We start from the raw sequence: 24,858 nt of genomic DNA, 5'->3' as shown, positions 1-24,858 counted from the left end.
GAGTGTCAATGGCTCAGGAAAAAATTGAGCAATTTCTCGTTCATGTATGGGCGGATGCGTTTGAAAAGCAAGACATCACAGTCGATGGCGATTTTTTTGATCTGGGTGGCCATTCGTTGCTGGCAGCGCAACTGGTAACGAAAATTCGCGAGACGCTGAAGGCGGACTTGTCGCTTCTGACATTCTTCGATTACCCGACGATCAAAGAATTGGCGGAACAGATCGGCCAGATGACATTCGACGAGCAGGCTTTGGACGATTTTCTCAAAATCAAAAGCTGAGGAGGAAACATGGATGCCGAAAACCGGAGAGACCCGTTTTGCCGAGTCTGCTTCGATCGATTCGACATGGAACGGGACCATAACGTCCAAATTGCCGCTTCAGCCCGTGCATGAGCTGTTTCGGGAGCAGGCCAAGCGTACACCTGACGCCGTTGCCTTATCCTGCAAGGGCAAAGAAATGACCTACCGCTGCTTGGACGAGGTGACCGATCACCTCGCCAACTGGCTGGCGGAGCGCGGGATTGGCCCCGAGAAAGCAGTGGCCGTGCTGGCGGAAAGATCATTCTTCACCATTGTCTCGATTCTCTCCATCCTGAAAGCCGGAGGTTGCTACCTCGTCCTGGAGCGCGATATGCCTTCCTCCCGCCTGGCATACGTGCTGAAGGACGCACGCCCCGAGCTTCTTCTCGTGCAGGGATGCCGTCAAGTAGAATTTCCCGATTTTGACGGTAGCAGAGTGTTGGATCTTGACGCCGGTCTGGAAGGAATCGGCACCTATACTCCCTTCCGCGGCAAGGTGAAGACAGACCCTTCCCATCTCGCGTACATCAGCTATACGTCGGGCACGACGGGCAATCCCAAAGGCGTTTGCGTGACCCACGGGGCGGTATCCAGGCTGGTAAAGGGAGAGGCGTCCATTTCCTTTTCGCCGGAAACGACATGTCTGCAAATGGCGCCCGTATCATTTGACGCGTCGACGCTGGAGATCTGGGGGACGTTGACGAATGGCGGCAGGCTTGCCATTTATCCATGCGACGAAGTTACCCCGGAGGGAATTGCTGCCGTCGTCGAACGGGAGGCGGTGAATACCGTTTGGTTGACTGCCGGTCTCTTTCACGTGATGGTCGATACAAATATCGACATGTTTCGCCACATCCGGCATGTTCTCGCTGGCGGGGACGTCATTTCCAAAAAGCACGTGGAAAAGCTGGTTCATCATGTTCCCGCTATCACGTTTACGAACGGGTACGGCCCTACGGAAAATACGACGTTCACCACGACCTGGTCGACGCAAGACGGTTTTTATCCCGATGCCGGCATCCCGATCGGCAAACCGGTCAACGGCACAACCGTATACATCCTTGACTCGGACTTGTCGCCGATGCCTGTAGGGGCAATCGGAGATGTGTATACCGGCGGAGCGGGGTTGGCGAGGTGCTATCTGAACATGCCCAGACATACCGCCGAGCGCTTCATTCCCAATCCGTACTCCGCTGTACCGGGGGAGCGGATGTACGATACCGGCGATCAGGCAAAATGGAACGACGACGGCACGATCGCGTTCGTAGGACGAAAAGACAGCCAGGTCAAAATCAATGGCTATCGCGTGGAAACAGGCGAAATCGAAGCGGCGATCAAAACCTGCCCGGAAATCGCGGATGCGGTCGTGGTCGTCCAAACGGTGGAGACGGCGAAACGAATCGTCGCCTACGTAACGCCAAAACAGCCCGGCTGCGCAAGCGACTCGATCAGCGCCAAGCTTCATGCGTTTCTGAAAGACGCGCTTCCTTCCTACATGCTTCCCTGGCACATATCCGTCATTTCCGCTCTCCCGCTTACGAGAAACGGAAAAGTCGACCGGAACGCACTTCCAGCCATCGGCAAAAAACCAAGAGCCCTGGCAAATGAATACGTCGCTCCACGCACGCCCACGGAGGCTTATCTGGCCGATTTGTGGGGCCGCATACTCGATATCGATCCTGTAGGGGCAGAGGATGATTTTTTTGAACTGGGAGGGCATTCCCTGATCGTCGCCCAGGTGATTTCCCAGATCAGAAGCGACCAGGACGTGAACATACTCTCCAGAACATTGTACCTCAATCCGACTTTGGAACAGTTGGCGAGCGCGATTGACGAGGAAAAAACCAAACAGAAAGAGGAGGGCCATGCATGAGGCTGACCAGACCGACAGACTCGTCCCATGTCGTCATTGAAAACTACAATTTGGCTGATCCGCATTTGCACAGCGAAGGCGATATCCATCTGATCTGGCACGCGATGCGAAGGAGAGCCCCTGTCTATTGGCAGGAGGTTGGAAACGGCTTGGGGTTTTGGTCTGTGACCAAGCATGAAGACGTGGGAATGGTACTGAGCAACCATGAACTGTTTACTTCCGAGCGGGGAACGCTCCTAAACCTGTTGGGCATCGACGATCCGGCAGGAAAAAAGCAGATGACGGCGACCGATCCGCCAAGACATACGCAAATGAGAAGGCCGATTCAGTCGGGCTTTACTCCGAGAACGCTAAAAAAACATGCGGATGTGATTCGCAATGAGGTGAGAAGGCTGCTCGAACCAGCGGCAAACGGGGAGACGATCGATTTCGCCGCTGCCATGATGGCCTTGTCTACCGCAGTGGCGGGAACCATACTCGGATTGCCTTCCGCGGACTGGCCGAAACTTACCCGCTTGACGGCGATGGCGATCGCGCCGGACGATCCGCAGTTCCAGCTCCCCGAGGGAACAAAAGCGACGCTGCACAAGGCCCACCGGGAAATATTCGCGTATTTCGAGGATATCATCTACGAAAAGAAACACTGGGAAGAGGACGAAGTACTGGGGATTCTGCAAAAAATGGAGGTCGACGGAAAGAAGATGGACCTCGGCGCCATTTTGGCGAACTGCTACAGCCTGTTGCTGGGAGCCAATGTGACGACACCCCATGTTCCTTCCGCTGCGCTGTTTACGATGATCGAAACGAATGTGTACGAAGAGTGGGCGAAAAACCCGGAGTTTCTTACCATCGGAGTGGAAGAGGCCCTGCGCTGGTCTTCTCCGGCAAGCCACTTTATGAGATACGCCCTGCAGGATGTGGAGATCAAAGGGGTACGGATTAACAAAGGGGACGCCGTCGTGGCATGGATCGGTTCGGCAAACAGGGACGAGGACGTATTTGAAGATCCGTTTACCTTCGACTTGCGGCGCAAACACAATCCGCACATTGCCTTTGGCAAAGGGGCCCACTATTGCGTAGGCCATCCGGCAGCCCGGCAAACCATAAAAATTTTGTTTGAGGAGCTGTTCTATCATTTTGAGGCATTCGAACTTGCCGGACCGGAGCAGCATTTGGCTTCCAATTTCATCGCCGGGATCAAGTCTTTGCCGGTGAAAGGACATTTGCGGCCCGGGATTGAGAAAATCCTCGATCCGATTCACGAAAAAAGCGTAACTCGATAAGGAAACCCGGAAAGAAAAGGTGAGGGAAATGGGGAAGAAAAACAAATGGTTCCTGCGAGAGCCTGATTCCCAAAGCAAAGGGAGATTGTTCTGCCTGCCCTACTCGGGATGCGGAGCGAGCATGTATCGAAACTGGCCGCACTATATCGGGGACATTGAAGTATGCCCGATTCAGTTGCCAGGCAGAGAAAATCGGCTTGTCGAGAAATCCTACGATACCTACGAAGAGCTTGCGGCCCAGCTAATCGAAGCACTGTCGCCCTATTTCGACCGTCCCTTCGCGTTCTTCGGCCATTGCGGTTCGGCTCTTCCCAGTTACGAGACAGTGGCGCAACTGCAAAAAAACGGGTTGAACATGCCTGCCCACCTATTCATTTCATCCCAGGTTGCGCCCCAAGACGGCCCCTGCGGCAGATTTTTGAAAATGTCGGACGAAGAATTGTACGAAGAGCTGAAAATGCTGATCGTAAAAATGGGAGGGCAGCCCATTCCCGATCTTCTCGAGTTGAATCTGGGAGTTTTGCGCAAGGACGTCGAGGCAAACAAAAAATACAAACCCGAAACGATCTCGCGGCTCAATTGCCGTTTGACCGCGATCGGTTGGGACAGCGACGCCGAGGTAGCCCCGGCAGCCATGAAGGGATGGAAAGAGTGCGGCGAATCCGTCTTTGTCACTTTGCCGGGAGATCACTACCGCTTCCTGGACGCTCCCGGGGATTTGCTCCACCTCATCCGGGAACGCTTTGCTCTCTGAAGACAGCCGGGGCGTTTTCCGCCCCTTGGCTCCGGCTGTCCCCTTTCGACTAGAATGTCAAATGATCCCGCAACTGTTCAGGAACGCTTTGTTCCACCACGATGTCATTCGCTTGATGGAAGCGGGCAAACGACAGCAGTCCTTTCTGCAAGGAGGAAACCAGCGTTTTGCTGATGCGGACGCCGTTTTCCAGGTGAAGCCGCCGAATGACCAGCTTCTTCTGTTCGCGAAGACAGCGGGGGTCCATTCTCCCGATCAGCATGTCTTTGTAAAGAATCGGCATGGCGTAGTAGCCGAACTCGCGCTTTGACTCGGGGAAGTAAATTTCCCACTTGTAGGAAAAGGAAAACAGGTCTTCCAGCCGCGGCCTTCTCCACAGCAGATTGTCCAGCGGCGGCAGAAACCTGACGATTTTGGGAGAAGGCGCTTGGTCTCTGCTTATGCTCTCCACTGTCGCCACGTCCTCTGCCAAAATATAGTATTCCCTTCTGACCCCCTCGATGTGAAGCGGAACGATCTTGTTGGCGGCGAGGAATCGGCTGCATAGCTGCTTCCTCTCGCTCGCCGAAGTCTTGTACCAGCCGAAGCGGGAATCTTCGAAGTCGAAAATCCGATAAGCCCGCATGTATTTTTCCGCCAATGCCATTTTGGCTTCCGCTTCCTCTATTTCGTCCGCTCGTTTGCGAAGGGAATCGGGAATGTGCTGTTCCGTAAGCGAGTAGAATCTTTCGCTTCCCACTCTTCTAGCTACCGTGATTTCGCCGGTGTCTAGCAACACGTTCAAGGCGAGAGTAGTTTCTTTTGTTTTTGCTACGGTGTTATCCCAATACCCTCTCACCAGCCTGTCAGACCGAAAGGCCCGCGAAGGGAGGGGCCCCTCTGCGGCAAGCCGCTCTTTGATTTGGGCGATGACCGGGGCAAGTTCGCTTCGTTGTTTGCCAAGCGCCAGACGGTATTGATTGCGGATCGGTTCGAAGATCGGATAATCTTCTACCGGAATCAGACAAGCGGCGTTCGCTACGTATTCAAAGAGCGAGCCGTTGCCGATCAATTGCTCCAAATCGTTCGTTTGGTACGTGCCGTTTCGGGCATGGAGGACCAAATGGTGGTTTCGTTCCACCGCAGCAACAGGGTCCAACTGGACGCATTCCAAACTCTCGATCAGATCTCGCGTCCGGGATTCCCGCGCGCCGGACTTCTCCGCTCTGTTGGACCAGAGGTGCTGGGTTTGCAGCAAAAATGTTCTCGCTGTTCGTTTATCGATAGAAACGATATTTGTGATCACTTTTTTCTCCTTATTCTGTAATTTTTTCCATCAAATCTAGTATAGTGTAAGAAATGAGAAAAAGAAAAGTCGCTATCAATGCTAGAGGAGTGAAAAATCGTGACAACCTTGGGCGGAGAGGAAAACAAGCCTCCCTTAAAAGAACTGCTGTTTCACAAGCGGTATATGCTGTGGTCCCTTTCTGTACAGTGCATGCGGGCGCCTTCCATCATGACTTCACTGGCGTTCATCATCATCAGCTACTATGCGACGGGAAGCTACGCCCTGGGAGGATTGATGGTAACCGTGTATACGGTTGGCCTGATCCTATTCGCCGTACCGGGCGGCCGCTTCGTCGACAAGCTGGGGATTGCCAAAGGTCTCCCGTTTTTATTGCTAGGAAGCTCTCTCATGTTTTTCTTGCTGCTCCTGGCGACGATCTTCAAAGCGCCGTCGTGGATTCTCATCGTCCTGGCCGGCTTTTCCAGCGCATGCTTGGCGGGTGCAGCGGGCGGTTTCCGTACCTTGCTAAGCCGGGTTATTCCGAAAAGACTGATACCGTCGGCGGTGGCCATCGACGCAACGATGATCGAGGTCGTCGTGGTAACGGCGCCTCTCGTCGTTTCGATCATTGCGACTTTTTGGGAATCGGGTGCCGCCATCGCGATGGCGACCGCCTCTCTGGTCTCTGCGATTCTGGCCTATAGCCTTGCCAGGGGGACGGAGAACAACAAAGCGGAGAACGAGTCAAACGTGACCGAGTCCTACGCTGTTCCCAAAAGTCTGTGGCTCAATCCGCGTTATATTTTTTGGGTTTTGGCCAGCGTCGCTTTCGGCCACGCATTGGGGACAGCGGAGACGGGGGCTTTTCCGATATCCAAATCCTTGAACGGAGGGCCGAATACTGCAGCGATATTGATCGGCATCGTATCTGTTTTCAGTATTGTCAGCGGCTTGCTTTATGCTTCCCTGGAAAAGCGGATTAAGCTGTCCAAGTTTTTGCAAGCCAATCTGATGCTGTTCGTCATCGTGTCAGGTTGTTTCGGACTTTACGCCAGCCAATCCTGGCCGGTGGTGGTTATTTCGCTCATCCTGATCGGGACCTGTACGGCTCCCTTGATGATTCTCAGGTCGCAGGCGATCGAGGATGAAATTCCCGACGACCGCAAATCGGAGGGGTTCAGTGTCGTCGGGGCGGCCCATTCCGTCGGCTTTGGCCTAAGCGGAATATTCCTGTCGATCCTGCCGTTGAAGGGAATGCTTGTGTCGGGTGCGATTAGCGGGCTTGTCGTCATTTTGTTGGCGCCGATCCTGCTGAGCAACAAGCTGTATCAAAAGGCTACGGCTCTCCCGGCGGACTCGTCGAACAATTCGGCCTCAAATACGGTGAAGTGAAAAGCTTGCCAGTTGCCGGCGACCGTTCGTTGCAAAAAAATCCTTGTGCAAAAGGAGTAGATTGCATTGTATATTCTCGGGATTGGCGGATCGGAGCACGACTTTTCGGCAACATTGCTGAAAAACGGCGAAATCGTATGTTCCATTGAGGATGAACGGCTGACAAGAGTAAAACACTCGCTAGACCGCGACTTGGCGATTACGCCTTTGGCAAAAGAGTGGAGGGCGGTGCGATACTGCCTGGAGGAAGCTTCGCTCTCGATTGACGACGTGGATCTGATCGTCGGCAACGACCTGATGAATCCCCGGTACATTCCCGATACCAAGCAGGAAATCCTGCTCATCAATCACCATCTGAGCCATGCGGCGAGCGCGTTTTTTCCTTCCCCGTTTGAAGAAGCCGCCATTCTCGTCGTCGATGGAATCGGCAGCAGGATCGATTCGCGCGACCGGATCCATGAGACACTCACCTTGTACCACGGAAACGGAAATGAAATCAAGGAACTCGCCAAACTGGGCGGGAAAGAGATCGCCAACCCCGTTACAGGGTGGACGATGTATGAAAATTCGGTCGGCCGCTTTTACTTCCGGGTTACGTCCGAGATCGGATTTGCCTTTTTGCAGGAAGGAAAGACAATGGGATTGGCCCCGTACGGCCGGGATACCTACGTGAAGGAGTTCGCCAGATTTTACAGCATAGACGGATACCGCTTCAGACAGACGTTCGAGCAGAAGCTGGAAATGGTCTCCTACATACGCGACGTTCTCAAACGAGAGGAGCACAGTTTCGAAGCAAAGGCCGATCTCGCATACGCTGTCCAGCACCATACGGAGACGATCTTGCTTTCGATCTGCAATGAATTGTACAAAGCTACCGGCTGCAAAAACCTGTGCATCGCGGGAGGCGTCGCCCTGAACAGCGTCGCCAACGCAAAGATACTGGAAGATACTCCGTTCCAACACGTGTTCATCCAGCCGGCCAGCGGAGACGCCGGAACCAGTATCGGCGCCGCTTTGTACGGGTATCATGTCTTGTCAAACCGACCGCGAGAAGCGACGGGGCAGTTGTTTTCGCCCTATCTCGGCAAGCAGTATGCCGAGAGCGAGGTGCTTGCCGCTCTTGAGTCATGCAAGGAATCGATTCAGGTCGAGAAACCGGCCGATTGTGCCGAAACGGTCGCCCAATTGCTGACGGAAGGGTACATCGTCGCCTGGTTTCACGGGCGATCGGAAATCGGGCCGCGGGCATTGGGAAACAGAAGCATTTTGGTGGACCCGAGACGCAGTGAAATGAAAGACATACTGAATGCACGGGTCAAACACAGAGAGCCGTTCCGCCCGTTTGCGCCAATCGTTCTGGAAGAGTATCAAACGGCGTACTTTGAATTGGACCACCCTTCCTACTACATGCTGCTGGTTCCTCGGGTCAAGCCCGACAAGGTGGAGGAGATACCGGCAGTGACCCACGTAGACGGAACGGGACGGGTACAAACCGTGTCGAAGAAGTTGAATCCGTACCTGTACGGGTTGCTGGAAAAGTTCTACGAAAAAACCGGCGTGCCTGTGCTTTTGAATACGTCGTTTAATGACAACGGCGAGCCGATCGTGGAAAGTCCGGCGGACGCGGTGAAGTGTTTCCTTGGGACCGATATTGACTATCTGGCCATTAACGGTTACTTGGTGCGAAAAAAGCGTCCATGAGTGCAGGAATGGACTAGCAGGCAGAGCAGTCCGGGGAGGCGCACAGGATAGGAATCGAAATGGGGGAGGAAGCAAATGGTGAACGTATACGCTGTCCCCGTCCCGGATCATCTGCCGCAGGAAATGTATGAACGCTTGCTGAACCGGGTTTGCTTTCAGAAACGACAACAAGCGTGCCGCTTCCGAAGACGGGAAGATTCGCTGCGAACGGTGCTCGGAGATGTGCTTGTAAGGCAAATCGTTTGTCGGACGTTTCAGATCGAAAATGACCGTATCGCGTTTCGGCGCAATCGATTCGGAAAACCGTTTTTGCCCGATTTTCCTCGTTTTCATTTTAACCTCTCCCACTCCGGCAAATGGGTGGTCTGCGCTACGAGCCATTCCCGTATCGGAATCGATATCGAGAAGGTGGAATCGATCGACTTGGACATCGCAAAGCAGTTTTTTTCCAATGCAGAATACGAAGATTTGGCAAACAAACCAGATGAAGAAAAACGCGCTTCCTTTTATGAAATATGGACGTTAAAGGAGAGCTACATAAAGGCAGTGGGAATGGGGCTCTCGCTGCCGCTTCAGTCTTTTGCTGTCAAAACATCCGGCAGCGGGGATATCGGTTTGTATCATGGACTCAAACAGGTGCGTTCGTGGCATTTCCGCCAGTACGACATTGACGTAGGGTATAAACTGGCGGTTTGTTCGGCCGACAGCAGATTGTCCGGCGAGATCGCGTTTCTCGATGCTGCTGACTTGGCGTAGCGGGCGGAGCTCTTGTCCAGCCAGCCGTCAGCGGCGTCAGCCACCTGCTCAAGGGGCTCCAGCCGTCCGGTACGACCAAGCGGCGTCCGGGCGTCTTTTGCCGCTTCCGCAGGACAGGCTTGCCGTCACTGGTTTCTGTTGGCATGGATGGTAGGGGAGCGGAGACCCGCCACAATGCTTGCCAGCTTTTGCTTGAAACTCGACCAATATTTGCTATGATTAAAGTACATTCGATGTACCGAATAGACGATTTCGCGAACAGGTCCCTGTCTGGGTACGGCGATGCCGTGCGGCCAGGACAGGGTTAAAAGGGAAGTTTGGTGAAAAGCCAACGCGGTCCCGCCACTGTAAGAGAGGAGCTTTTCTTCGCGGCGTTTGCCATCCACTGTCCTATGAGGGCGGGAAGGAGAAGAAAGGCGATGATCCTCAAGCCAGGAGACCTGCCTGTTTGCTGTACAGCACTGATTTCCTTCGGGTCAAAGGAAAGGTGAGGATTGCGGCTTTTGGCTTTCCGCGCTTTGTTTTCCTTGTCATGCAGGGGAACAGAGCGCTTTTTGTTTTGCGGCGATGTGTGTACAAACGAAAATAGTGCAGCAGTATTCGAAGGGAGGAGCATTATGAGCGGCAAGCTGTTTGTCATTGGATTTGGGCCGGGGAGTTTTGAACATATCACCCAGCGTGCCCGTGAAGCGATAGAGGACAGTGATGTGATCATCGGCTACTCCACGTATGTAGACCTGATCCGCGGATTGTTGACCGACCAGGAGATCGTCAGCACGGGAATGACCGAGGAGGTGTCGCGGGCGCGGGAAGCGGTCCGCCAGGCGGAAGCGGGCAAAAAGGTGGCGGTCATCTCCAGCGGCGATGCCGGCGTCTACGGCATGGCCGGATTGGTGTACGAGGTGCTGGTGGAAAAAGGCTGGACCGAAAAAACAGGCGTGCCGCTGGAGGTCATTCCCGGCATTTCTGCGATCAATTCGTGCGGGGCACTGCTGGGAGCGCCGATTATGCACGACGCCTGCACGATTTCGCTGAGCGACCATCTCACGCCATGGGAACTGATTGCCCGACGCATCGAGGCGGCCGGTATGGCGGATTTCGTGATCGCCCTGTACAATCCGCGCAGCGGTCGACGCACCCGTCAGATCGTAGAAGCGCAGCGGATTTTGCTTACGTACCGCTCGCCCGACACCCCGGTCGGGATCGTAAAAAGCGCATACCGGAGCCGGGAGCATGTCGTTGTTACCACGCTGGAGCAAATGCTGGAACATGACATCGGGATGCTGACGACGGTCATCATCGGCAACTCGTCCACATTTGTCTACGACGGCAAGATGATCACGCCGCGCGGGTACCAGCGAAAATACACGCTTTCCGTGGATGAGCAGCCGCTTTTGCCGCATCAGCGCCTGCGCGTCGAGAATGAGCCGTGGTCGCTGGAAGCGCAAGGCGGATCGGGGCAAGAGCCAGCGGGAGCAAGCATCGCACAGAGCGTTGCCGTACAGGAACGAACGCAATCTCCGGCAGCGCAGCCAGACAGCGGGACGCCGCAAGCAGCAGCAATCGCGGTACAGTCACCGCCCGCCCCGGCACATCCGCAGCAGTCGCCGCTTTCATGGGCGCTGGAGGCGCTGGCTGTCCTCGACGGAGAGAGCGAGGCCTCGTCTGCAGCCGCAGCCCGCACTGTCCAGTCGTTTACGCCGGAGCTGATTTTTGAATGTTCGGTCAGTCCGGGCGTCGCCAACAAAAAAATCACCCCGCAGCAGATGATGCTGCTCGCCGAAGTAACGAAGGACAAGGGCGAGATCGAGTACACGCCGCATCACCAGTTGATCCTGCGCGTTCCGACCGCAGAGCCTGAGCGCATCACCGAACGACTGCGGGCAGCAGGGCTGATGGTCAGTCCGATCGGCGACGTGGTGCAGATAAAAGCGTGTGATTTTTGCGATGGCGAAAAGAAAGATAGCATACCGTACGCCGAGCAAATCCAGCAGAAGCTGGCGGGCAGACAAAGCCCAAAAGAGCTGAAAATCGGCTTTAACGGCTGCGGCATGGCTTGCTACGGAGCTGTTCGGGAAGATATCGGAATCGTCTTCCGCAAAGGAAAATTCGATCTGTTCCTGGGAGCGAAGACGGTCGGGCGCAACGCTCATTCTGGCATACCCGTCGCAGAAGGGATCGATGCGGAGGAAATCGTGCCGCTCGTCGAAAGAATCGTCGCCCGCTACAAGCAGGATGCCTTTCCGAATGAGAGGTTCCACAAGTTTTTCCAGCGGGTAGGAGAGATCGAAGGATACAAATGGCGTGAGCCGGCCAAGGCGGAGATTGAGACGGCCGCATGCGGCGATTAAAAAAAGGAGGCTGTGCAATGGACGCTGTACTGTTTGTCGGCCACGGGAGCCAAGATCCCGAGGGAAATGAAGAAGTTCGCCAGTTTGTCAACGAATTGGCGGGGCAGATTGACGTACCCGTACTGGAAACCTGTTTTTTGGAATTTGAGCAGCCGGATATGCTGGCAGGACTGTCTGCATGCGTGAAAAGGGGAGCGACGCGCGTAGCCGTCATCCCGATTATCCTGTTTTCCGCAGGCCACGCGAAAATCCACATCCCGGCGGCGATTGACGAAGCGAAGGAACTGTATCCGCACGTTCAGTTTATATACGGCAGACCGATCGGCATCCACCAGGAGGTGCTGAACATCCTGGAGGCTCGCTTGCAAGAAGCGGGGATTACATCTGAGCAGAAAAAAGACGATGTAGCCGTGCTCGTCATCGGCAGAGGCAGCAGCGATCCGGACGCCAACAGCGACATCTACAAAATGTCCCGCATGTTCTGGGAGAAGAGCCAGGTGAAATGGGTGGAAACCGCGTTTATGGGCGTCACTTTCCCGCTCTATCAGGACGGAATCGAGCGCTGCCTCAAGCTGGGCGCGCGCCACGTCGTCGTACTCCCGTATTTCTTGTTCACTGGCGTGCTGATCAAGCGCATGGCCGACCAGCTCGAGCAATTCCGCCTTCGCTATCCAGAAGCGCAGTTTACGCTCGCGGCGTATTTCGGGTTTCACCCGCTGCTGCAAGAAGTGCTGAAGGACCGGGTGCAGGAAGCACTGCACGGCGAGGTAAAGCTCAACTGCGACACCTGCCAGTACCGTCTAGCGGCGATGGAGCATATCGACCATCATCACCACCATCACCACGACCACGGTCACGGGCATCATCATCACCATCATCACGGGCACAGCCATGACCATGATCACAGCCACGATCACGACCACCACACAGTCAAGCACGGACACAAATAAAAGCACGGTTATCGAACGAGGAGAGCGAGGAGGAATGCCACATGATCCTGGTACTTGCCGGAACGAGCGACGCCCGTGAGCTGGCGGAAAAAATCAAGCAGGCAGGCTATCCGCTCCTGGCCACGGTAGTGACGGACAATGCAGCGAAAAGTCTGGAGGAAGCGGGCATCCCTGTACAGGTAGGGCGGCTCAACGCCGAAGCGATCAAACAGTTGATCGAGGAAAAAGGAGTGGAGTGCGTCGTCGATGCGAGCCACCCGTTTGCCGAGGAAGCCTCCCGCAACGCTATGGCAGCAGCGCAAGCAGCAAACGTCCCCTACATCCGCTACGAGCGGGCCGGCAGCGACGCTCCGCAGAACGAGAAGCTGATCGTAGTCGACGATTACGTGCAGGCTGCTGAACTGGCTGCACAGAAAAAAGGGGTCATTATGCTGACGACGGGCAGCAAGACGCTGAACATTTTTGCCGACAGGCTGATCGGGCTTCCCGATACAACCCTGGTCGCCCGCATGCTGCCTCGCGTCGACAACATGGTCAAATGCGAGGAGCTGGGCCTTGAGCAGAAAAACATCGTCGCGATGCAGGGGCCGTTTTCCAAGGAACTGAACAAGGCGCTCTACGCCCACTACGGCGTCACCTTGATGATCACCAAGGAAAGCGGCAAGGTCGGAGCATTCGATGAAAAAGTCGAGGCGGCCCTGGAGATGGGCATCGAAACGATCGTCATCGGGCGTCCGCGCATCGAGTACGGCAGTCGTTTTTCCGACTTCGACGGCGTCCTCGACGAGTTGAAAACAAGCATGGGAGGGAAGTAAGGATGGATTTTCGCACACAGTTTCAGCCGCTTACCGTACAGCCGCAAGAGATCGAAGACTTGAGCTTCCGGATCATTACCGAAGAGTTGGGTGAGCATTCCTTTACCGACGAGCAGTTTCCCGTGGTACAGCGGGTCATTCACGCATCGGCAGACTTCGAACTGGGGCGCAGCCTGATCTTTCACCCGGATGCCGTACAGGCGGGGATCAAGGCGATCCGCAGCGGCAAAATTGTCGTGGCCGACGTCCAGATGGTGCAGTCCGGAATCAGCAAAAACCGGATCGAAAAGTACGGCGGCGCCGTAAAGGTGTACATCTCCGACCCCGACGTCATGGAAGAGGCAAAGCGTCTCAACACGACCCGTGCGATCGTCTCCATGCGCAAGGCGATTCGCGAAGCAGAAGGCGGCATCTTCTGCATCGGCAATGCCCCGACCGCGCTCCTGGAGCTGATCCGTCTGGTCAAGGAAGGCGAGGCCAAGCCTGGACTGATTATCGGGATGCCAGTCGGCTTCGTCTCGGCGGCGGAGTCCAAGGATGAGCTGGCCAAGCTGACGGAAGTGCCGTTTATTACCAACCAGGGACGCAAAGGCGGCAGCCCGGTCACGGTAGCGGCGTTGAATGCGCTCTCGCTGCTCGCGGAGCGAATGGGGTAAGGCAGATGGCGGCAAAAGCGGCAAAGGAGCAGACCGAAGAAAAACCGCTTCGCCACGGCTACACGACCGGCTCCTGTGCGGCTGCGGCGACCAAAGCAGCATTGACTGCGCTGATCGCGCAAAAGCCGCAGCAGGAGGCGACGATCCGCTTGCCGATCGGACAGGATGTGACGTTTCGGATGGAGAGCTGCACGTATGATGCACAGTCTGCCGTGGCGGCGACGATCAAGGACGGTGGCGACGACCCCGATGCGACGCACGGGGCTTTGATTGTCAGCAGCGTGGAATGGAGCAGCGAACCGGGCATCGTCCTCGACGGAGGAGTAGGCGTGGGACGGGTGACCAAGCCGGGGCTGCCCGTTCCGATCGGGGAAGCGGCGATCAACCCGGTGCCGCGCAAAATGATTCGGGAAGCGGCGCAGGCGGTCCTCGACCAATACGGCATCACACGCGGTGTCCGCATCGTCATCTCTGTGCCCGACGGAGAAGAGATCGCCAAAAAAACGCTGAATGGACGGCTCGGCATCATCGGCGGCATCTCGATTCTCGGAACGCGGGGGATCGTCGTGCCGTTTTCCACCTCCGCCTACAAAGCCAGTGTCGCCCAGGCGATCAACGTAGCCAGAGAAGCCGGCTGCGAGCACATCGTCCTGTCGACTGGCGGGAGGAGCGAGACGTTTGGCATGGGGATGTATCCGGATTTGCCGGAGGAAGCATTTGTCGAGATGGGCGATTTCGTCGGCTTTGCGATCAAGCAGTGCAAGAGCCGGCAGATAAAAAAAGTGACCCTGGTCGGGATGATGGGCAAGTTTTCCAAAGTTGCGCAGGGCGTGATGATGGTTCACTCGAAAAGCGCTCCTGTCGACTTCGGCTTTCTCGCCGCGCTGGCAGAGGAAGCGGGCGCGGAAGCAGACTTGCTGGAACAAATCCGCACCGCCAATACAGCGTCCCAGGTAGGGGATCTGATGGCAGACAAACCTGCCTTTTTTGAAAAAATGTGCGAGCACTGCTGCCGCGCTGCTTTGAATGAGGCTGGCGGCGGCATCGAAATCGAAACGGCAATCATCACGATGAAAGGGTCCCTGTTGGGAAGGGTGACGATCAATGACACAGACGATCAAAGTGATCGGAATCGGGGATGACGGACAGGCGAGTTTGCTGCCGCTGTATCGCCAGTGGATCGAGGAAGCGGAGCTTTTGGTCGGAGGGGAGCGGCATCTCGCCTTTTTCCCGGAGTTTCGCGGGGAGACGCGGCTGCTCAAAGGCGGCCTTACTGCGTTGGCAGAAGAGCTTCGCACCGAGACGCGCAGGACGGTCATCCTCGCTTCCGGTGATCCGCTGTTTTACGGCATCGGCAGCCTGCTGGCGAAAAAGCTGGACGTGCACATTTACCCGCATCTCAGCTCGATCCAGCTTGCCTTTGCCAAAATGGGAGATGCGTGGCAGGACGCCTTCTTTGCCAGCGTTCACGGACGCAGCATCAAAGGCCTGGCGCAGCGCATCGACGGCAAGGAGAAGGTGGCGCTTTTGACCGATGAACAGAACAATCCGGCGGCGATCGCCCGCTATCTGCTCGACTTTGGCATGAATGAGTACGATGCTTTCGTGGCAGAAAATCTGGGCGGAGCGGACGAGCGCACAGGCTGGTACACGCTGGCGGACATGGCGGAGCAGACGTTCTCTCCACTCAATGTCGTCATTCTGAAAAAGCAGCGACCGGCTCCGGTCTGGCCGCTCGGTATTCGCGACGAGGAGTTTTCCCAGCGCAAGCCGGACAAGGGGCTGATTACAAAGCGGGAGGTGCGGATTCTCAGCCTCGCCCAACTGGAGCTGCACGCCAAAAGCATCGTCTGGGATATCGGTACCTGCACCGGCTCTGTCGCCATCGAGGCGGCGCGCATCGCGCGTGACGGGGAAGTGTACGCGGTCGAAAAAAACGCCGACGATCTAAACAACTGCCGCCAGAACATGGCGAAGTTTCGTACCGATTTGACTGTGGTACACGCCCGTGCGCCCGAGGGACTGGAGCAGTTTCCCGATCCCGATGCGGTCTTTATCGGCGGCAGCGGAGGCGAGCTGCGCGAGCTTTTGCACATTTGCTGCACGAGGCTGCGCGCAGGCGGCAGGATCGTCGTCAACGCGGCAACGATTGAGACTTTGTACGAAGCGACACAGTCATTCGCCGAGGAAGGCTTCGAGACGTCCGTCACCCTGGCGCAGCTTTCCCGCAGCAAGCCGATCCTGAATCTGACCCGTTTTGAAGCATTGAACCCGATCTACATCATTACCGCATGGGCAAAGCAAACAGAAAAAGGAGGGGGTCCGGTGTGAGCACGATTGGAACACTGTACGGGGTAGGCGTTGGCCCTGGCGACCCGGAATTGATCACTGTCAAGGCGTTTCGCCTGCTGCGGCAATCACCGGTGGTCGCCTACCCGAAAAAACGGATGGGCAGCAAAAGCTACGCCCACCAAATCGCCGAACTGTACGTGAACGGGGAAGAGAAAGAGATGCTCGGACTGGTATTCCCCATGACCCGCGATCAGGAAATTCTCGACCGCGAGTGGAACAAGACGGTGGAGATCGTCTGGGAGCGGCTTGCGCAAGGCAAGGATGTCGCGTTCGTGACCGAGGGCGACCCGATGTTTTACAGCACCTTTATCCATCTGATGCGCTTGATGCAAAAGCTCCATCCCGAGGTACCGATCGTGACGATTCCCGGTGTCTCCTCGTTTTTGGGAGCGGCTGCCCGCCTGAACCTGCCCCTGGCTGATGGCGACGAGCGAATCGGCATCATCCCGGCGACGGACGACCGCGAGGCGATGCGCGAGGCGATTTCCACGCATGATTGTGTGGTGTTTTTGAAAGTAGCCAAGGTCTTGCCGATGATCATCGATTTGCTGAAAGAAATGGAATTGCTCGACCATGCTGCCGTAGCGACCAAAGTCACCTCTGCCGAGGAAATGATCTGGACGGACGTACGGGAGCTTGAGCGAGCCGAGCTTGGCTATCTTACGCTGATGGTGGTGAAAAAGGGATGAAACTGTACATCGTGGGAGCAGGACCGGGCGATCCCGACCTGATTACGGTAAAAGGATTGAAGCTGCTGCAAAAGGCCGATGTGATCATGTACACCGATTCGCTGGTCAACGAAGAGCTGGTGGCGCTGGGCAATCCCGATGCAGAGGTGCTGCACAGCTCCGGCATGGCCCTGGAAGAAATGGTCGCGTTGATGGTGGAGCGGGTGCGAGCCCACAAAACGGTCGTCCGCTTGCATACGGGTGACCCGTCCGTGTACGGGGCGATCATGGAGCAGATCGCGCTGTTGCACGCCCAAGGCGTAGAAGTAGAGATCGTTCCCGGCGTCAGCTCGGTATTTGCCGCCGCCGCCGCCGTGGGGGCAGAACTGACGATTCCCGAGCTGACCCAGACGCTTATTCTGACCCGCGCGGAGGGGCGTACGCCTGTCCCCGAGCGGGAAAAACTGAGCGCTTTGGCACAGCATCACTGCACACTGGCGCTCTACCTCAGTGCGACGCTGACGAAAAAGGTCGTGCGCGAGCTGCTGGAAGCCGGCTGGAGCGAGGATACGCCCGTCGCGGTGGTGCAGCGGGCGAGCTGGCCAGACCAAAAAGTCGTGCGCACGACGCTTGAGCACCTGGACGAGGAGATGGGCAAGCACGGAATTCGCAAGCACGCGATGATTCTCGCCGGCTGGGCGCTCGATCCCGACATCCATGAAAAAAATGAGCAGTACCGCTCCAAGCTCTACGACAAAACCTTTACGCACGGGTACAGAAAAGGTGTGACCGAAGGATGATCGAGCTGGTCGAAGGTCAAATTCCGCGCATCGAGCAAAAACACGATTATGCGCTGATCGCCATTACCAAGCACGGGGTCGAGCTGGGACGCCAGTTTGTGCAAAAGTTCCCCGGGACGGATTTGTACTACATGAGCAAGTTTGCCCGCGGGGACGAAGAGGCTCGCGGCATCCAGCTCTTTTCCGGCAGCGTGCGGATGTTGTTTCCCGCATTGTGGCCGGTGTACAAAGGGCTGATCGTGATTATTTCGCTGGGGGCGGTAGTACGGATGATCGCCCCGCTGCTGGAGGATAAAAAGAAAGACCCTGGCGTCGTCGTCATCGATGACCGGGGCGAGCATGTCATCAGCGTGCTGTCTGGCCATCTCGGCGGCGCGAATGAGCTGGCGCGCGAGGTAGCGGCCGTGATCGGGGCGCGTCCGGTGATCACGACGGCCTCCGATGTGCAAAAGACGATCCCGGTCGACCTGTTTGGCCGCCGCTTTGGCTGGGAATGGGAGTCGGCAGAAAAGCTCACCCCGGTTAGCGCCTCTGTCGTCAACGAAGAGCGTGTCGCCGTCATCAACGAATCAGGCGAGCGCGACTGGTGGATGCACGATACGCCGATCCCGCCATCGATCCGCGAATACGCCACGATCGGGGAAGCCTTGGCAGATTGGCCGCAAGCTGCCCTGGTCGTGACCCATCGGCTGCTCACCGAAGAAGAGATGCCGATCTTGGAAAACGGCGTGCTGTACCGTCCGAAGGTAATCGTCGTCGGCATGGGCTGCAACCGCGGCACTTCGGCAGAGGAGATCGAGGCAGTGATTCGCGAGACGTTGCAGGAGCTGCGCTTCTCGATCAAGAGCGTCAAGGCGCTGGCGACGATCGAGCTGAAAAAGGATGAACCGGGCCTGCTTGCCGTCTGTGAAAAATTCGGCTGGCCGCTCGTCTGGTACACGCCGGAAGAGCTGAACCAGGTCACGCTGGATGAGCCGTCCGAGACCGTCTATAAATTCACCGGTGCCTACGGAGTCAGCGAGCCTGCTGCCAAGCTGTACGCTGGCGTAGACAAACTGGTGCTGACCAAGAAAAAATCGGGAAATACGACGATTTCTATCGCCTTGATGCCGTACCGTGAGGAGGAGAGACGATGAGCGAAAGCCGCCGGATCGTCATCGCCGGCACGGGGAGCGGCGCGGGAAAAACGACCGTCACCATCGGACTGATGGCTGCTTTGCAAAAAAGAGGGCATGTCGTGCAAGGCTTCAAGTGCGGGCCCGACTATATCGATCCGACTTACCATACGGCTGTGACCAAACGGGCATCGCGCAACCTGGACAGTTTTATGCTCTCGCATGACGTTGTGCGGGAGATTTTTGTCCGCGGCAGCGAAGGGGCGGACATTTCCATTATCGAAGGCGTGATGGGGATGTACGACGGCAAGGAGCCGACAAGCGACAAGGGGAGCACTGCCGAAATCAGTATTCTCACCGACTCTCCCGTACTGCTCGTAGTCAACTGCCAGAGCATGGCGCGCAGTGCCGCAGCGATTGTCAAAGGCTTTCAACTGCTCAATCCCGAAGCCAACATCGTCGGCGTGATCGCCAACAAGACCGGCAGCGAAGGGCATTACAAGATCGTCAAGGCGGCGATCGAGCAAGAGTGCGCGATTCCGGTCGTCGGCTATCTGAAACGGGAAGAGTCAATGGAAATTCCGGAGCGCCATCTCGGCCTCGTTCCTTCGGTGGAACGGGGAGAGCTCGATCCGCTGTTTGCCAGACTGGCCGAGCTGATCGAGCAGACCGTCGACATCGAGCAGATTTGGGAGCTGGCCAAGCGTCCGGCTCTTGCGGCAAAACCGCAGTTGTTTGCCGTCAGGCGTCCGTTACAGGAAGTGACGATCGCCGTGGCGAAGGATTCCGCTTTTCACTTTTACTATCCGGAGAATCTGGAGCTGTTGCAGGCGTATGGAGCCACGGTTCGCTTCTTTTCGCCGCTAGCCGGAGAGCGCGTCCCTGAGGAAGCGCACGGCTTGTACATCGGGGGAGGATTTCCCGAGGAGTTTGCCGCCGAGCTGTCCGCACGCACAGACGTGCTGGAGTCGGTGCGCCAGGCGATTCGAGCCGGGCTGCCAACCTTGGCGGAGTGCGGCGGCTACATGTACCTGACGGAGGCGATTGTGACCACGTCCGGGGAGAGCTATCCGATGGCAGGGATCATCCCGGGCAAGGTGACGATGCAGAAAAAGCTCGCTGCGCTTGGCTATCGGGAAGTTCGCGGAGCCGCAGACAATTTTCTGATCGGCCCCGATGATACAGCAAAAGGGCACGAGTTCCACTACTCGACGTATGCCGCCGACGATGTGCTGCCGTACGCCTATGAGACAAAAGGCTTGCGCGGCAGCAAGCAGGAAGGGTACGCCAGCGGAAATCTGGTAGCGGGCTACACCCATCTGCATTTTGCTTCCAATCCGGTGCTGGTCGAACGCTGGATCGGGCGTTGTCAGGAGGTGCAGAGGACGTGAATAAAGCCCTTCCGCTAATGATCCAGGGAACCAGCTCGGATGCCGGAAAAAGTGCGATTGCCACCGCTTTTTGCCGGATATTTGCCCAGGATGGCTACAAGACTGCGCCGTTCAAATCGCAGAACATGGCGCTCAACTCGTACGTCACGCTGGACGGCAAGGAGATCGGGCGGGCACAGGGCGTGCAGGCGGAAGCAGCGGGCATCGTCGCGACCGTCGACATGAACCCGATCTTGATCAAGCCCTCGCGCGAGTCGGAGTCGCAGATCGTCGTGCGCGGCGAACCGTATGGCAATATGAAGGCGACCGCCTACCGCAGCGATTTTTACCACGAGGGGCTGCGGATCATCGGGGAGTCGTACGAGCGGCTCGCCGCATCGTATGAACGTATCGTCATCGAGGGAGCGGGCAGCCCGGCCGAAGTAAATCTCAACGACCGTGAACTGGTCAACATGCGGGTGGCACGGCTTACCGGCGCTCCGGTCATCCTCGTGGCGGACATCGAGCGAGGCGGTGTCTTTGCCAGTCTCGTCGGTACCCTCCAACTGCTGGAACCGGAAGACCGCGAGCGTGTGATCGGCGTGATCATCAACCGGTTTCGCGGCGACCTCAGCTTGCTCAAGCCGGGTCTGGACTGGTTTGAGCAGTATACGGGAAAGCCCGTGCTGGGGGTCGTCCCGTTTTTGCCCGACTTGTGGATCGACGCCGAAGATTCGCTGATCCTGCAGCGCTACCAAGGGCAGCAGGAGGCACAACGAGAGCTGGACATCGCGGTGATCCGCTATCCGCGCATCTCCAACTTTACCGATGTGGACCCGTTTCGGGTGGAGCCGGACTGCCGGGTTCGTTTTGTCACCAAGGCGGAGGAGCTCGGTGCCCCTGACTTGATTGTTTTGCCGGGGAGCAAAAACACGATTGAAGACCTTGATTTTCTGCGGCAGAGCGGCTTGGCGACACGGATTGAGACAATCTGGCGGGCAGGTCGGTGCCAGTTGATCGGGATTTGCGGCGGCTACCAGATGCTCGGCAGTGAAATACGCGATCCGCATGGCGTGGAGTCGCCGCAGCAGATGAGCAAGGGGCTGGCCTTGATCCCGATGGTGACGACGATGGAGCAGAAAAAGCGCACCGTCCTGTCAAAAGGAACGGCACGATTTGCCGGGCAAAGCCTGGAGCTGGAAGGATACGAAATCCACATGGGCCAGTCGATTTACACCGATAGCCAGTCTCCGTTTCTCGTCATGGAGGATCGCTTCGACGGGTACTGTGACGAGAGCGGCACATTGATCGGTACCTATTTTCACGGGATTTTTCACAATGATTCCTTTCGGACGCTGCTGCTCAATCAGCTTCGGGCAAAGAAAGGCTTGGCTCCGATTGAGGATCGCCCGTCGTTTGTGGCATTGCGCGAGCAGGGCTACGACTTGCTGGCTGAGACAGTCCGCAAACATGTGCGTCTGGATTTGATCGAGAAAAAAATGAGACAATTTCAACAGGAAGGAAGTGGACGAAAGCGATGACATCTTTTTTCGGGCAAATCCCCACTATTCCGCCGCGAGATGAAGCGGCAGCCGCACAGACGAGACAGCATGTCGATCAGTTGACCAAACCATTGGGCAGTCTGGGCCGTCTGGAATCGCTGGCGATCGAGCTGGCAGCGATGACCGGCCAGCCGATTCCGCATGTCTCTCCTCCCGGTGTGATCGTTTTCGCAGCCGATCACGGGGTGGCGGCAGAAGGCGTATCCGCCTATCCGCAGGAGGTAACCGTGCAAATGGTGGCCAACATGGCTGCCGGAGGGGCCGGGATCAATGTCTTTGCCCGCCAGATCGGGGCTTTGCAAATGATTGTGGATGTAGGGGTCAAGGAGGAAGTGAACGCCCCTGGTGTGCACAACAGACGCGTGCGGGCTGGCAGCGGCAATATCTTGCGCGAACAGGCGATGACCTCGGAGGAAGCGGAGAAAGCCCTTGCCGCCGGGATTCAATCTGCCTATGAGATCATCGAACAAGGGACGAAGCTGTTGATCGTCGGAGAAGTGGGCATTGCCAACACGACCGCGAGCAGCGCTGTACTGGCTGCACTGACCGGAGCTGACCCGGAAGAAATCGTCGGCCGCGGCACAGGAGTCAGCGACGAGGGCTGGCAACGGAAAAAACAAGTGGTGCGACAGGCACTGGCACAGCACCGTCCGGACGCTGCGCAGCCACTCGATGTACTCGCCAAGGTAGGAGGACTGGAGATCGGCGCGATGACCGGAGCGATCCTGGGTGCGGCATCGAGACGCGTACCCGTGCTGTTGGATGGCTTTATCGCCGGGGTAGCCGCCCTGCTGGCTGTGCGGTTGAGTCCGCAAGCAGCCGACTACCTGATCGCAGGACATCGCTCCCAGGAGCCAGGACATGCTTTTGTCCTGCGAGCGTTGGAAAAAGAGCCGCTGCTCGATCTGAAGCTGCGCCTTGGCGAAGGGACGGGGGCTGCATTGGCTTATCCACTGGTGGAGGCAGCCTGCCGGATGGCAAGCGAAATGGCGACCTTCTCCTCGGCGGGGGTAAGTGAAAAATGAGCAAAGGCGGAAAAGTGTATTTGGTCGGAGCCGGTCCAGGCGATCCCAAGCTGATTACGCTAAAAGGAGTGGAGGCATTGCGCCAGGCAGATGTCGTCGTCTACGACCGGCTGGCCAATCCCGCCTTGCTGGAGCACGCTCCTGTGCAGGCAGAGCGCATTTACTGCGGCAAGCTGCCCGATCAGCACACGATGCGCCAGGAAGCGATCAACCAGCTTTTGGTGGAAAAGGCCGCATTGGGGCATACCGTCGTCCGTCTCAAAGGAGGGGACCCTTGCGTCTTCGGCCGCGGGGGAGAGGAAGCAGAGCATTTGGCGAAACACAACATCCCGTTTGAAATCGTTCCCGGCGTGACTGCCGGAATCGCTGCTCCCGCCTATGCGGGCATCCCTGTCACGCATCGCGAGCACGGCTCGTCCTTTGCGGTAGTCACGGGCCATTTGCGTGAAGAAAGACCGGACTTGGCGGTAGAAAAATGGCAGGCGTTGGCACAGGGGATCGATACAATTGCCTTTTACATGGGCATAGGCAATCTGTCCATGATCCGGGAGCAGTTGATCGCTCACGGACGAGACGCGAACACTCCGGTGGCGATCATTACCTGGGGCACGACAGAGCGCCAGGCTGTGGCAACTGGCACGTTGGCGACGATCGAGGACAGGCTGGCAGAGCATCCGGAGATTGCCAATCCCGCGATCATTCTGGTCGGGGACGTAGTACAGATGCGCGACAAGATCAACTGGTTTGACCCGCAAATGTTGCAATAGGGGAGTCGGGTACCAAAGCAGACAGGTTGGGAGGAAAAGCAATGGGATACTATCCGATGTACGTCAGGCTGACTGACAAACCATGCCTGGTCGTCGGCGGAGGGAAAGTGGCACAGCGAAAAATCGCCGGCTTGCTCGCGGCGGGGGCATCGGTGACGGTCGTCTCGCCCGAGGGCACAGCGTCTGTAGAAGAGTGGTCGCGTTCAGGTGCCATTTTCTGGCAGCGTCGCCCGTTTCTCCCGCAGGATGTACAGGGGATGGTCGTGGTCGTCGCAGCGACTAGTGATCCGGCAGTCAACCTCATTGTCTATGAGGCGACCTTGCCGCAGCAATGGGTCAATATCGCAGATCGTCCCGACCTGTGCAGCTTTGTCGTACCTGCCGTCGTGACCAGGGGAGACTTGCAGGTTGCCATTTCCACGGGGGGACACAATCCGGGGCTGGCGAAAAAGCTCCGCGCCGAGTTGGAAGACTGGCTGGGAACAGAATACGAGGATTACACGCTTTTTCTGGGGAAGATGAGGCGCAGGCTGCTTTCGCTCGATCTGGATGAAGAGGAGAAGCGTTCGATTTTGTCGGCTCTATTGGACGAGCGTTTTTACAACTGGACCAAGTCTGGCGAAATCGAACGCAGGGATGTGGAGGCAGAGAAGCTGTTTACACGCCCTCTGTCGCCGTAACCGAATCAGCCTCAGGTTTGCGTACAGCTTTTACTTCATAGCGGCCCACTTCTACATTGAGCAAATAATCCGGTTTGGGCTTGCCCATGTTTGCCTTGTGCCCGGCGATATGGGCGTCGCTTTTCTCCCAGTTTTTCCACGCTTCTTCCGATTCCCAGCGAATCATTACGATCACTTCTTCTTCGCCGCGCGGCACTTTTTTAACCATGACGGTAGAATCGACGAATCCTTCCTGCTGATCGATCAATCCCGGCTTGCTGAAACGCTCGACAACTTGCTCGGCATATCCTTCTTTTACGGTCATTTTTCGCATTTGGACAAACATGCTCATCACTCCATTCTGGCAGCCCCGTTACAGGGACTTCTCTTTTCATTGTAATTGATAATGATTCTTATTTCTAGTGCAATTTCAACTTGTC

General features: G+C 56.7%; 23 protein-coding genes and 1 riboswitch. Of the genes, 21 read left to right on the top strand and 2 right to left on the bottom strand.

Going from position 1 to position 24,858, the window contains the following annotated elements; all coding sequences use genetic code 11:
* Positions 1 to 8 precede the first annotated feature (8 nt).
* Genes ACAF76_RS16420 through ACAF76_RS16405 form a run of 4 tightly spaced genes read left to right on the top strand, consistent with a single transcriptional unit; the run spans position 9 to position 4,212 of the window.
* Entirely contained in the window at positions 9 to 281 is a 273-nt protein-coding gene (locus tag ACAF76_RS16420) for a phosphopantetheine-binding protein (protein ID WP_400161939.1), read from the top strand.
* A 13-nt stretch (positions 282 to 294) separates the two neighbouring features.
* A complete protein-coding gene (locus tag ACAF76_RS16415; RefSeq protein WP_400161937.1) occupies positions 295 to 2,175 on the top strand; it encodes an amino acid adenylation domain-containing protein in 1,881 nt (626 codons plus the stop codon).
* Entirely contained in the window at positions 2,172 to 3,458 is a 1,287-nt protein-coding gene (locus tag ACAF76_RS16410; RefSeq protein ID WP_400161936.1) for a cytochrome P450, read from the top strand. Before ACAF76_RS16415 ends, ACAF76_RS16410 begins: the two co-directional genes overlap by 4 nt.
* 28 nt (positions 3,459 to 3,486) lie before the next feature.
* Positions 3,487 to 4,212: a thioesterase II family protein gene (locus ACAF76_RS16405; protein WP_400161935.1), complete on the top strand. Its 726-nt coding sequence runs from the start codon at positions 3,487 to 3,489 to the stop codon at positions 4,210 to 4,212.
* 49 nt (positions 4,213 to 4,261) lie between these two features.
* Here ACAF76_RS16405 and ACAF76_RS16400 read toward each other — a convergent pair whose 3' ends face one another.
* On the bottom strand, positions 4,262 to 5,497 hold the full coding sequence (locus ACAF76_RS16400) for a winged helix-turn-helix domain-containing protein (protein WP_400161934.1): 1,236 nt from the start codon (positions 5,495 to 5,497) through the stop codon (positions 4,262 to 4,264).
* Positions 5,498 to 5,596: 99 nt separating this feature from the next.
* Between ACAF76_RS16400 and ACAF76_RS16395 the strand changes: the two genes are divergently transcribed.
* The 17 genes from ACAF76_RS16395 to ACAF76_RS16315 all read left to right on the top strand — a co-directional run bounded on the left by ACAF76_RS16395 (position 5,597) and on the right by ACAF76_RS16315 (position 24,439).
* Complete coding sequence (locus ACAF76_RS16395; RefSeq protein ID WP_400161933.1) at positions 5,597 to 6,871, top strand: MFS transporter; 1,275 nt, start codon at positions 5,597 to 5,599, stop codon at positions 6,869 to 6,871.
* A gap of 66 nt (positions 6,872 to 6,937) precedes the next feature.
* Positions 6,938 to 8,572, top strand: coding sequence for a carbamoyltransferase (locus ACAF76_RS16390; RefSeq protein ID WP_400161932.1), 1,635 nt, complete (start codon positions 6,938 to 6,940; stop codon positions 8,570 to 8,572).
* A 75-nt stretch (positions 8,573 to 8,647) separates the two neighbouring features.
* Complete coding sequence (locus ACAF76_RS16385) at positions 8,648 to 9,328, top strand: 4'-phosphopantetheinyl transferase family protein (protein ID WP_421616964.1); 681 nt, start codon at positions 8,648 to 8,650, stop codon at positions 9,326 to 9,328.
* A 243-nt stretch (positions 9,329 to 9,571) separates the two neighbouring features.
* Positions 9,572 to 9,790, top strand: a riboswitch (cobalamin riboswitch).
* Positions 9,791 to 9,945: 155 nt separating this feature from the next.
* A complete protein-coding gene (gene cobJ, locus ACAF76_RS16380; RefSeq protein WP_400161930.1) occupies positions 9,946 to 11,679 on the top strand; it encodes a precorrin-3B C(17)-methyltransferase in 1,734 nt (577 codons plus the stop codon).
* 17 nt (positions 11,680 to 11,696) lie between these two features.
* Positions 11,697 to 12,629, top strand: a complete 933-nt coding sequence (locus tag ACAF76_RS16375; protein ID WP_400161929.1) for a sirohydrochlorin chelatase — start codon at positions 11,697 to 11,699, stop codon at positions 12,627 to 12,629.
* 41 nt (positions 12,630 to 12,670) lie between these two features.
* Positions 12,671 to 13,444, top strand: a complete 774-nt coding sequence (gene cobK, locus ACAF76_RS16370; protein ID WP_400161928.1) for a precorrin-6A reductase — start codon at positions 12,671 to 12,673, stop codon at positions 13,442 to 13,444.
* A 2-nt stretch (positions 13,445 to 13,446) separates the two neighbouring features.
* Positions 13,447 to 14,100, top strand: a complete 654-nt coding sequence (locus ACAF76_RS16365; RefSeq protein WP_400161927.1) for a precorrin-8X methylmutase — start codon at positions 13,447 to 13,449, stop codon at positions 14,098 to 14,100.
* A 5-nt stretch (positions 14,101 to 14,105) separates the two neighbouring features.
* Positions 14,106 to 15,242: a cobalt-precorrin-5B (C(1))-methyltransferase gene (locus ACAF76_RS16360; protein WP_400161926.1), complete on the top strand. Its 1,137-nt coding sequence runs from the start codon at positions 14,106 to 14,108 to the stop codon at positions 15,240 to 15,242.
* Positions 15,205 to 16,431 carry a precorrin-6y C5,15-methyltransferase (decarboxylating) subunit CbiE gene (gene cbiE / locus ACAF76_RS16355; RefSeq protein WP_400161925.1) on the top strand — a complete coding sequence of 409 codons (1,227 nt, stop codon included), beginning with the start codon at positions 15,205 to 15,207 and terminating at the stop codon, positions 16,429 to 16,431. Before ACAF76_RS16360 ends, cbiE begins: the two co-directional genes overlap by 38 nt.
* On the top strand, positions 16,428 to 17,141 hold the full coding sequence (gene cobI / locus ACAF76_RS16350; protein ID WP_400161924.1) for a precorrin-2 C(20)-methyltransferase: 714 nt from the start codon (positions 16,428 to 16,430) through the stop codon (positions 17,139 to 17,141). Before cbiE ends, cobI begins: the two co-directional genes overlap by 4 nt.
* A complete protein-coding gene (cobM, locus tag ACAF76_RS16345; protein ID WP_400161923.1) occupies positions 17,138 to 17,920 on the top strand; it encodes a precorrin-4 C(11)-methyltransferase in 783 nt (260 codons plus the stop codon). The genes cobI and cobM overlap by 4 nt, the downstream gene beginning before the upstream one ends.
* Complete coding sequence (locus ACAF76_RS16340; RefSeq protein WP_400161922.1) at positions 17,917 to 19,056, top strand: cobalt-precorrin 5A hydrolase; 1,140 nt, start codon at positions 17,917 to 17,919, stop codon at positions 19,054 to 19,056. Before cobM ends, ACAF76_RS16340 begins: the two co-directional genes overlap by 4 nt.
* Positions 19,053 to 20,426: a cobyrinate a,c-diamide synthase gene (locus ACAF76_RS16335; RefSeq protein ID WP_400161921.1), complete on the top strand. Its 1,374-nt coding sequence runs from the start codon at positions 19,053 to 19,055 to the stop codon at positions 20,424 to 20,426. Before ACAF76_RS16340 ends, ACAF76_RS16335 begins: the two co-directional genes overlap by 4 nt.
* Entirely contained in the window at positions 20,423 to 21,946 is a 1,524-nt protein-coding gene (locus ACAF76_RS16330) for a cobyric acid synthase (RefSeq protein ID WP_400161920.1), read from the top strand. Before ACAF76_RS16335 ends, ACAF76_RS16330 begins: the two co-directional genes overlap by 4 nt.
* Complete coding sequence (gene cobT, locus ACAF76_RS16325; RefSeq protein ID WP_400161918.1) at positions 21,943 to 22,992, top strand: nicotinate-nucleotide--dimethylbenzimidazole phosphoribosyltransferase; 1,050 nt, start codon at positions 21,943 to 21,945, stop codon at positions 22,990 to 22,992. The genes ACAF76_RS16330 and cobT overlap by 4 nt, the downstream gene beginning before the upstream one ends.
* Positions 22,989 to 23,759 (top strand): uroporphyrinogen-III C-methyltransferase, encoded by a 771-nt coding sequence (cobA, locus tag ACAF76_RS16320; RefSeq protein WP_400161917.1) that lies wholly within the window; start codon positions 22,989 to 22,991, stop codon positions 23,757 to 23,759. The genes cobT and cobA overlap by 4 nt, the downstream gene beginning before the upstream one ends.
* Positions 23,760 to 23,800: 41 nt before the next feature.
* Positions 23,801 to 24,439, top strand: a complete 639-nt coding sequence (locus ACAF76_RS16315) for a bifunctional precorrin-2 dehydrogenase/sirohydrochlorin ferrochelatase (protein WP_400161916.1) — start codon at positions 23,801 to 23,803, stop codon at positions 24,437 to 24,439.
* Here the strand turns inward: ACAF76_RS16315 and ACAF76_RS16310 are convergent.
* The gene (locus tag ACAF76_RS16310; protein WP_400161915.1) at positions 24,417 to 24,764 is read right to left on the bottom strand and encodes an antibiotic biosynthesis monooxygenase family protein; all 348 of its coding nucleotides are present in this window, start codon (positions 24,762 to 24,764) and stop codon (positions 24,417 to 24,419) included. The two genes, ACAF76_RS16315 and ACAF76_RS16310, sit on opposite strands and share 23 nt — an antisense overlap.
* Positions 24,765 to 24,858 lie beyond the last annotated feature (94 nt).

The organism is Brevibacillus sp. TJ4 (genome assembly GCF_044627595.2).
Classification (GTDB): domain Bacteria; phylum Bacillota; class Bacilli; order Brevibacillales; family Brevibacillaceae; genus Brevibacillus.
This window is presented reverse-complemented; position numbering and strand designations above follow the sequence as displayed.

Coding starts and splice junctions, on each gene's coding strand:
- ACAF76_RS16415 (WP_400161937.1), top strand. CDS start 295: ATGCCGAAAACCGGAGAGACCCGTTTTGCCGAGTCTGCTTCGATCGAT.
- cobK (WP_400161928.1), top strand. CDS start 12,671: ATGATCCTGGTACTTGCCGGAACGAGCGACGCCCGTGAGCTGGCGGAA.
- cobM (WP_400161923.1), top strand. CDS start 17,138: ATGAAACTGTACATCGTGGGAGCAGGACCGGGCGATCCCGACCTGATT.
- ACAF76_RS16335 (WP_400161921.1), top strand. CDS start 19,053: ATGAGCGAAAGCCGCCGGATCGTCATCGCCGGCACGGGGAGCGGCGCG.
- ACAF76_RS16410 (WP_400161936.1), top strand. CDS start 2,172: ATGAGGCTGACCAGACCGACAGACTCGTCCCATGTCGTCATTGAAAAC.
- ACAF76_RS16340 (WP_400161922.1), top strand. CDS start 17,917: ATGATCGAGCTGGTCGAAGGTCAAATTCCGCGCATCGAGCAAAAACAC.
- ACAF76_RS16365 (WP_400161927.1), top strand. CDS start 13,447: ATGGATTTTCGCACACAGTTTCAGCCGCTTACCGTACAGCCGCAAGAG.
- ACAF76_RS16420 (WP_400161939.1), top strand. CDS start 9: ATGGCTCAGGAAAAAATTGAGCAATTTCTCGTTCATGTATGGGCGGAT.
- cobT (WP_400161918.1), top strand. CDS start 21,943: ATGACATCTTTTTTCGGGCAAATCCCCACTATTCCGCCGCGAGATGAA.
- ACAF76_RS16315 (WP_400161916.1), top strand. CDS start 23,801: ATGGGATACTATCCGATGTACGTCAGGCTGACTGACAAACCATGCCTG.
- cobJ (WP_400161930.1), top strand. CDS start 9,946: ATGAGCGGCAAGCTGTTTGTCATTGGATTTGGGCCGGGGAGTTTTGAA.
- cobA (WP_400161917.1), top strand. CDS start 22,989: ATGAGCAAAGGCGGAAAAGTGTATTTGGTCGGAGCCGGTCCAGGCGAT.
- ACAF76_RS16405 (WP_400161935.1), top strand. CDS start 3,487: ATGGGGAAGAAAAACAAATGGTTCCTGCGAGAGCCTGATTCCCAAAGC.
- ACAF76_RS16360 (WP_400161926.1), top strand. CDS start 14,106: ATGGCGGCAAAAGCGGCAAAGGAGCAGACCGAAGAAAAACCGCTTCGC.
- ACAF76_RS16310 (WP_400161915.1), bottom strand. CDS start 24,764: ATGTTTGTCCAAATGCGAAAAATGACCGTAAAAGAAGGATATGCCGAG.
- ACAF76_RS16385 (WP_421616964.1), top strand. CDS start 8,648: ATGGTGAACGTATACGCTGTCCCCGTCCCGGATCATCTGCCGCAGGAA.
- cbiE (WP_400161925.1), top strand. CDS start 15,205: ATGACACAGACGATCAAAGTGATCGGAATCGGGGATGACGGACAGGCG.
- ACAF76_RS16375 (WP_400161929.1), top strand. CDS start 11,697: ATGGACGCTGTACTGTTTGTCGGCCACGGGAGCCAAGATCCCGAGGGA.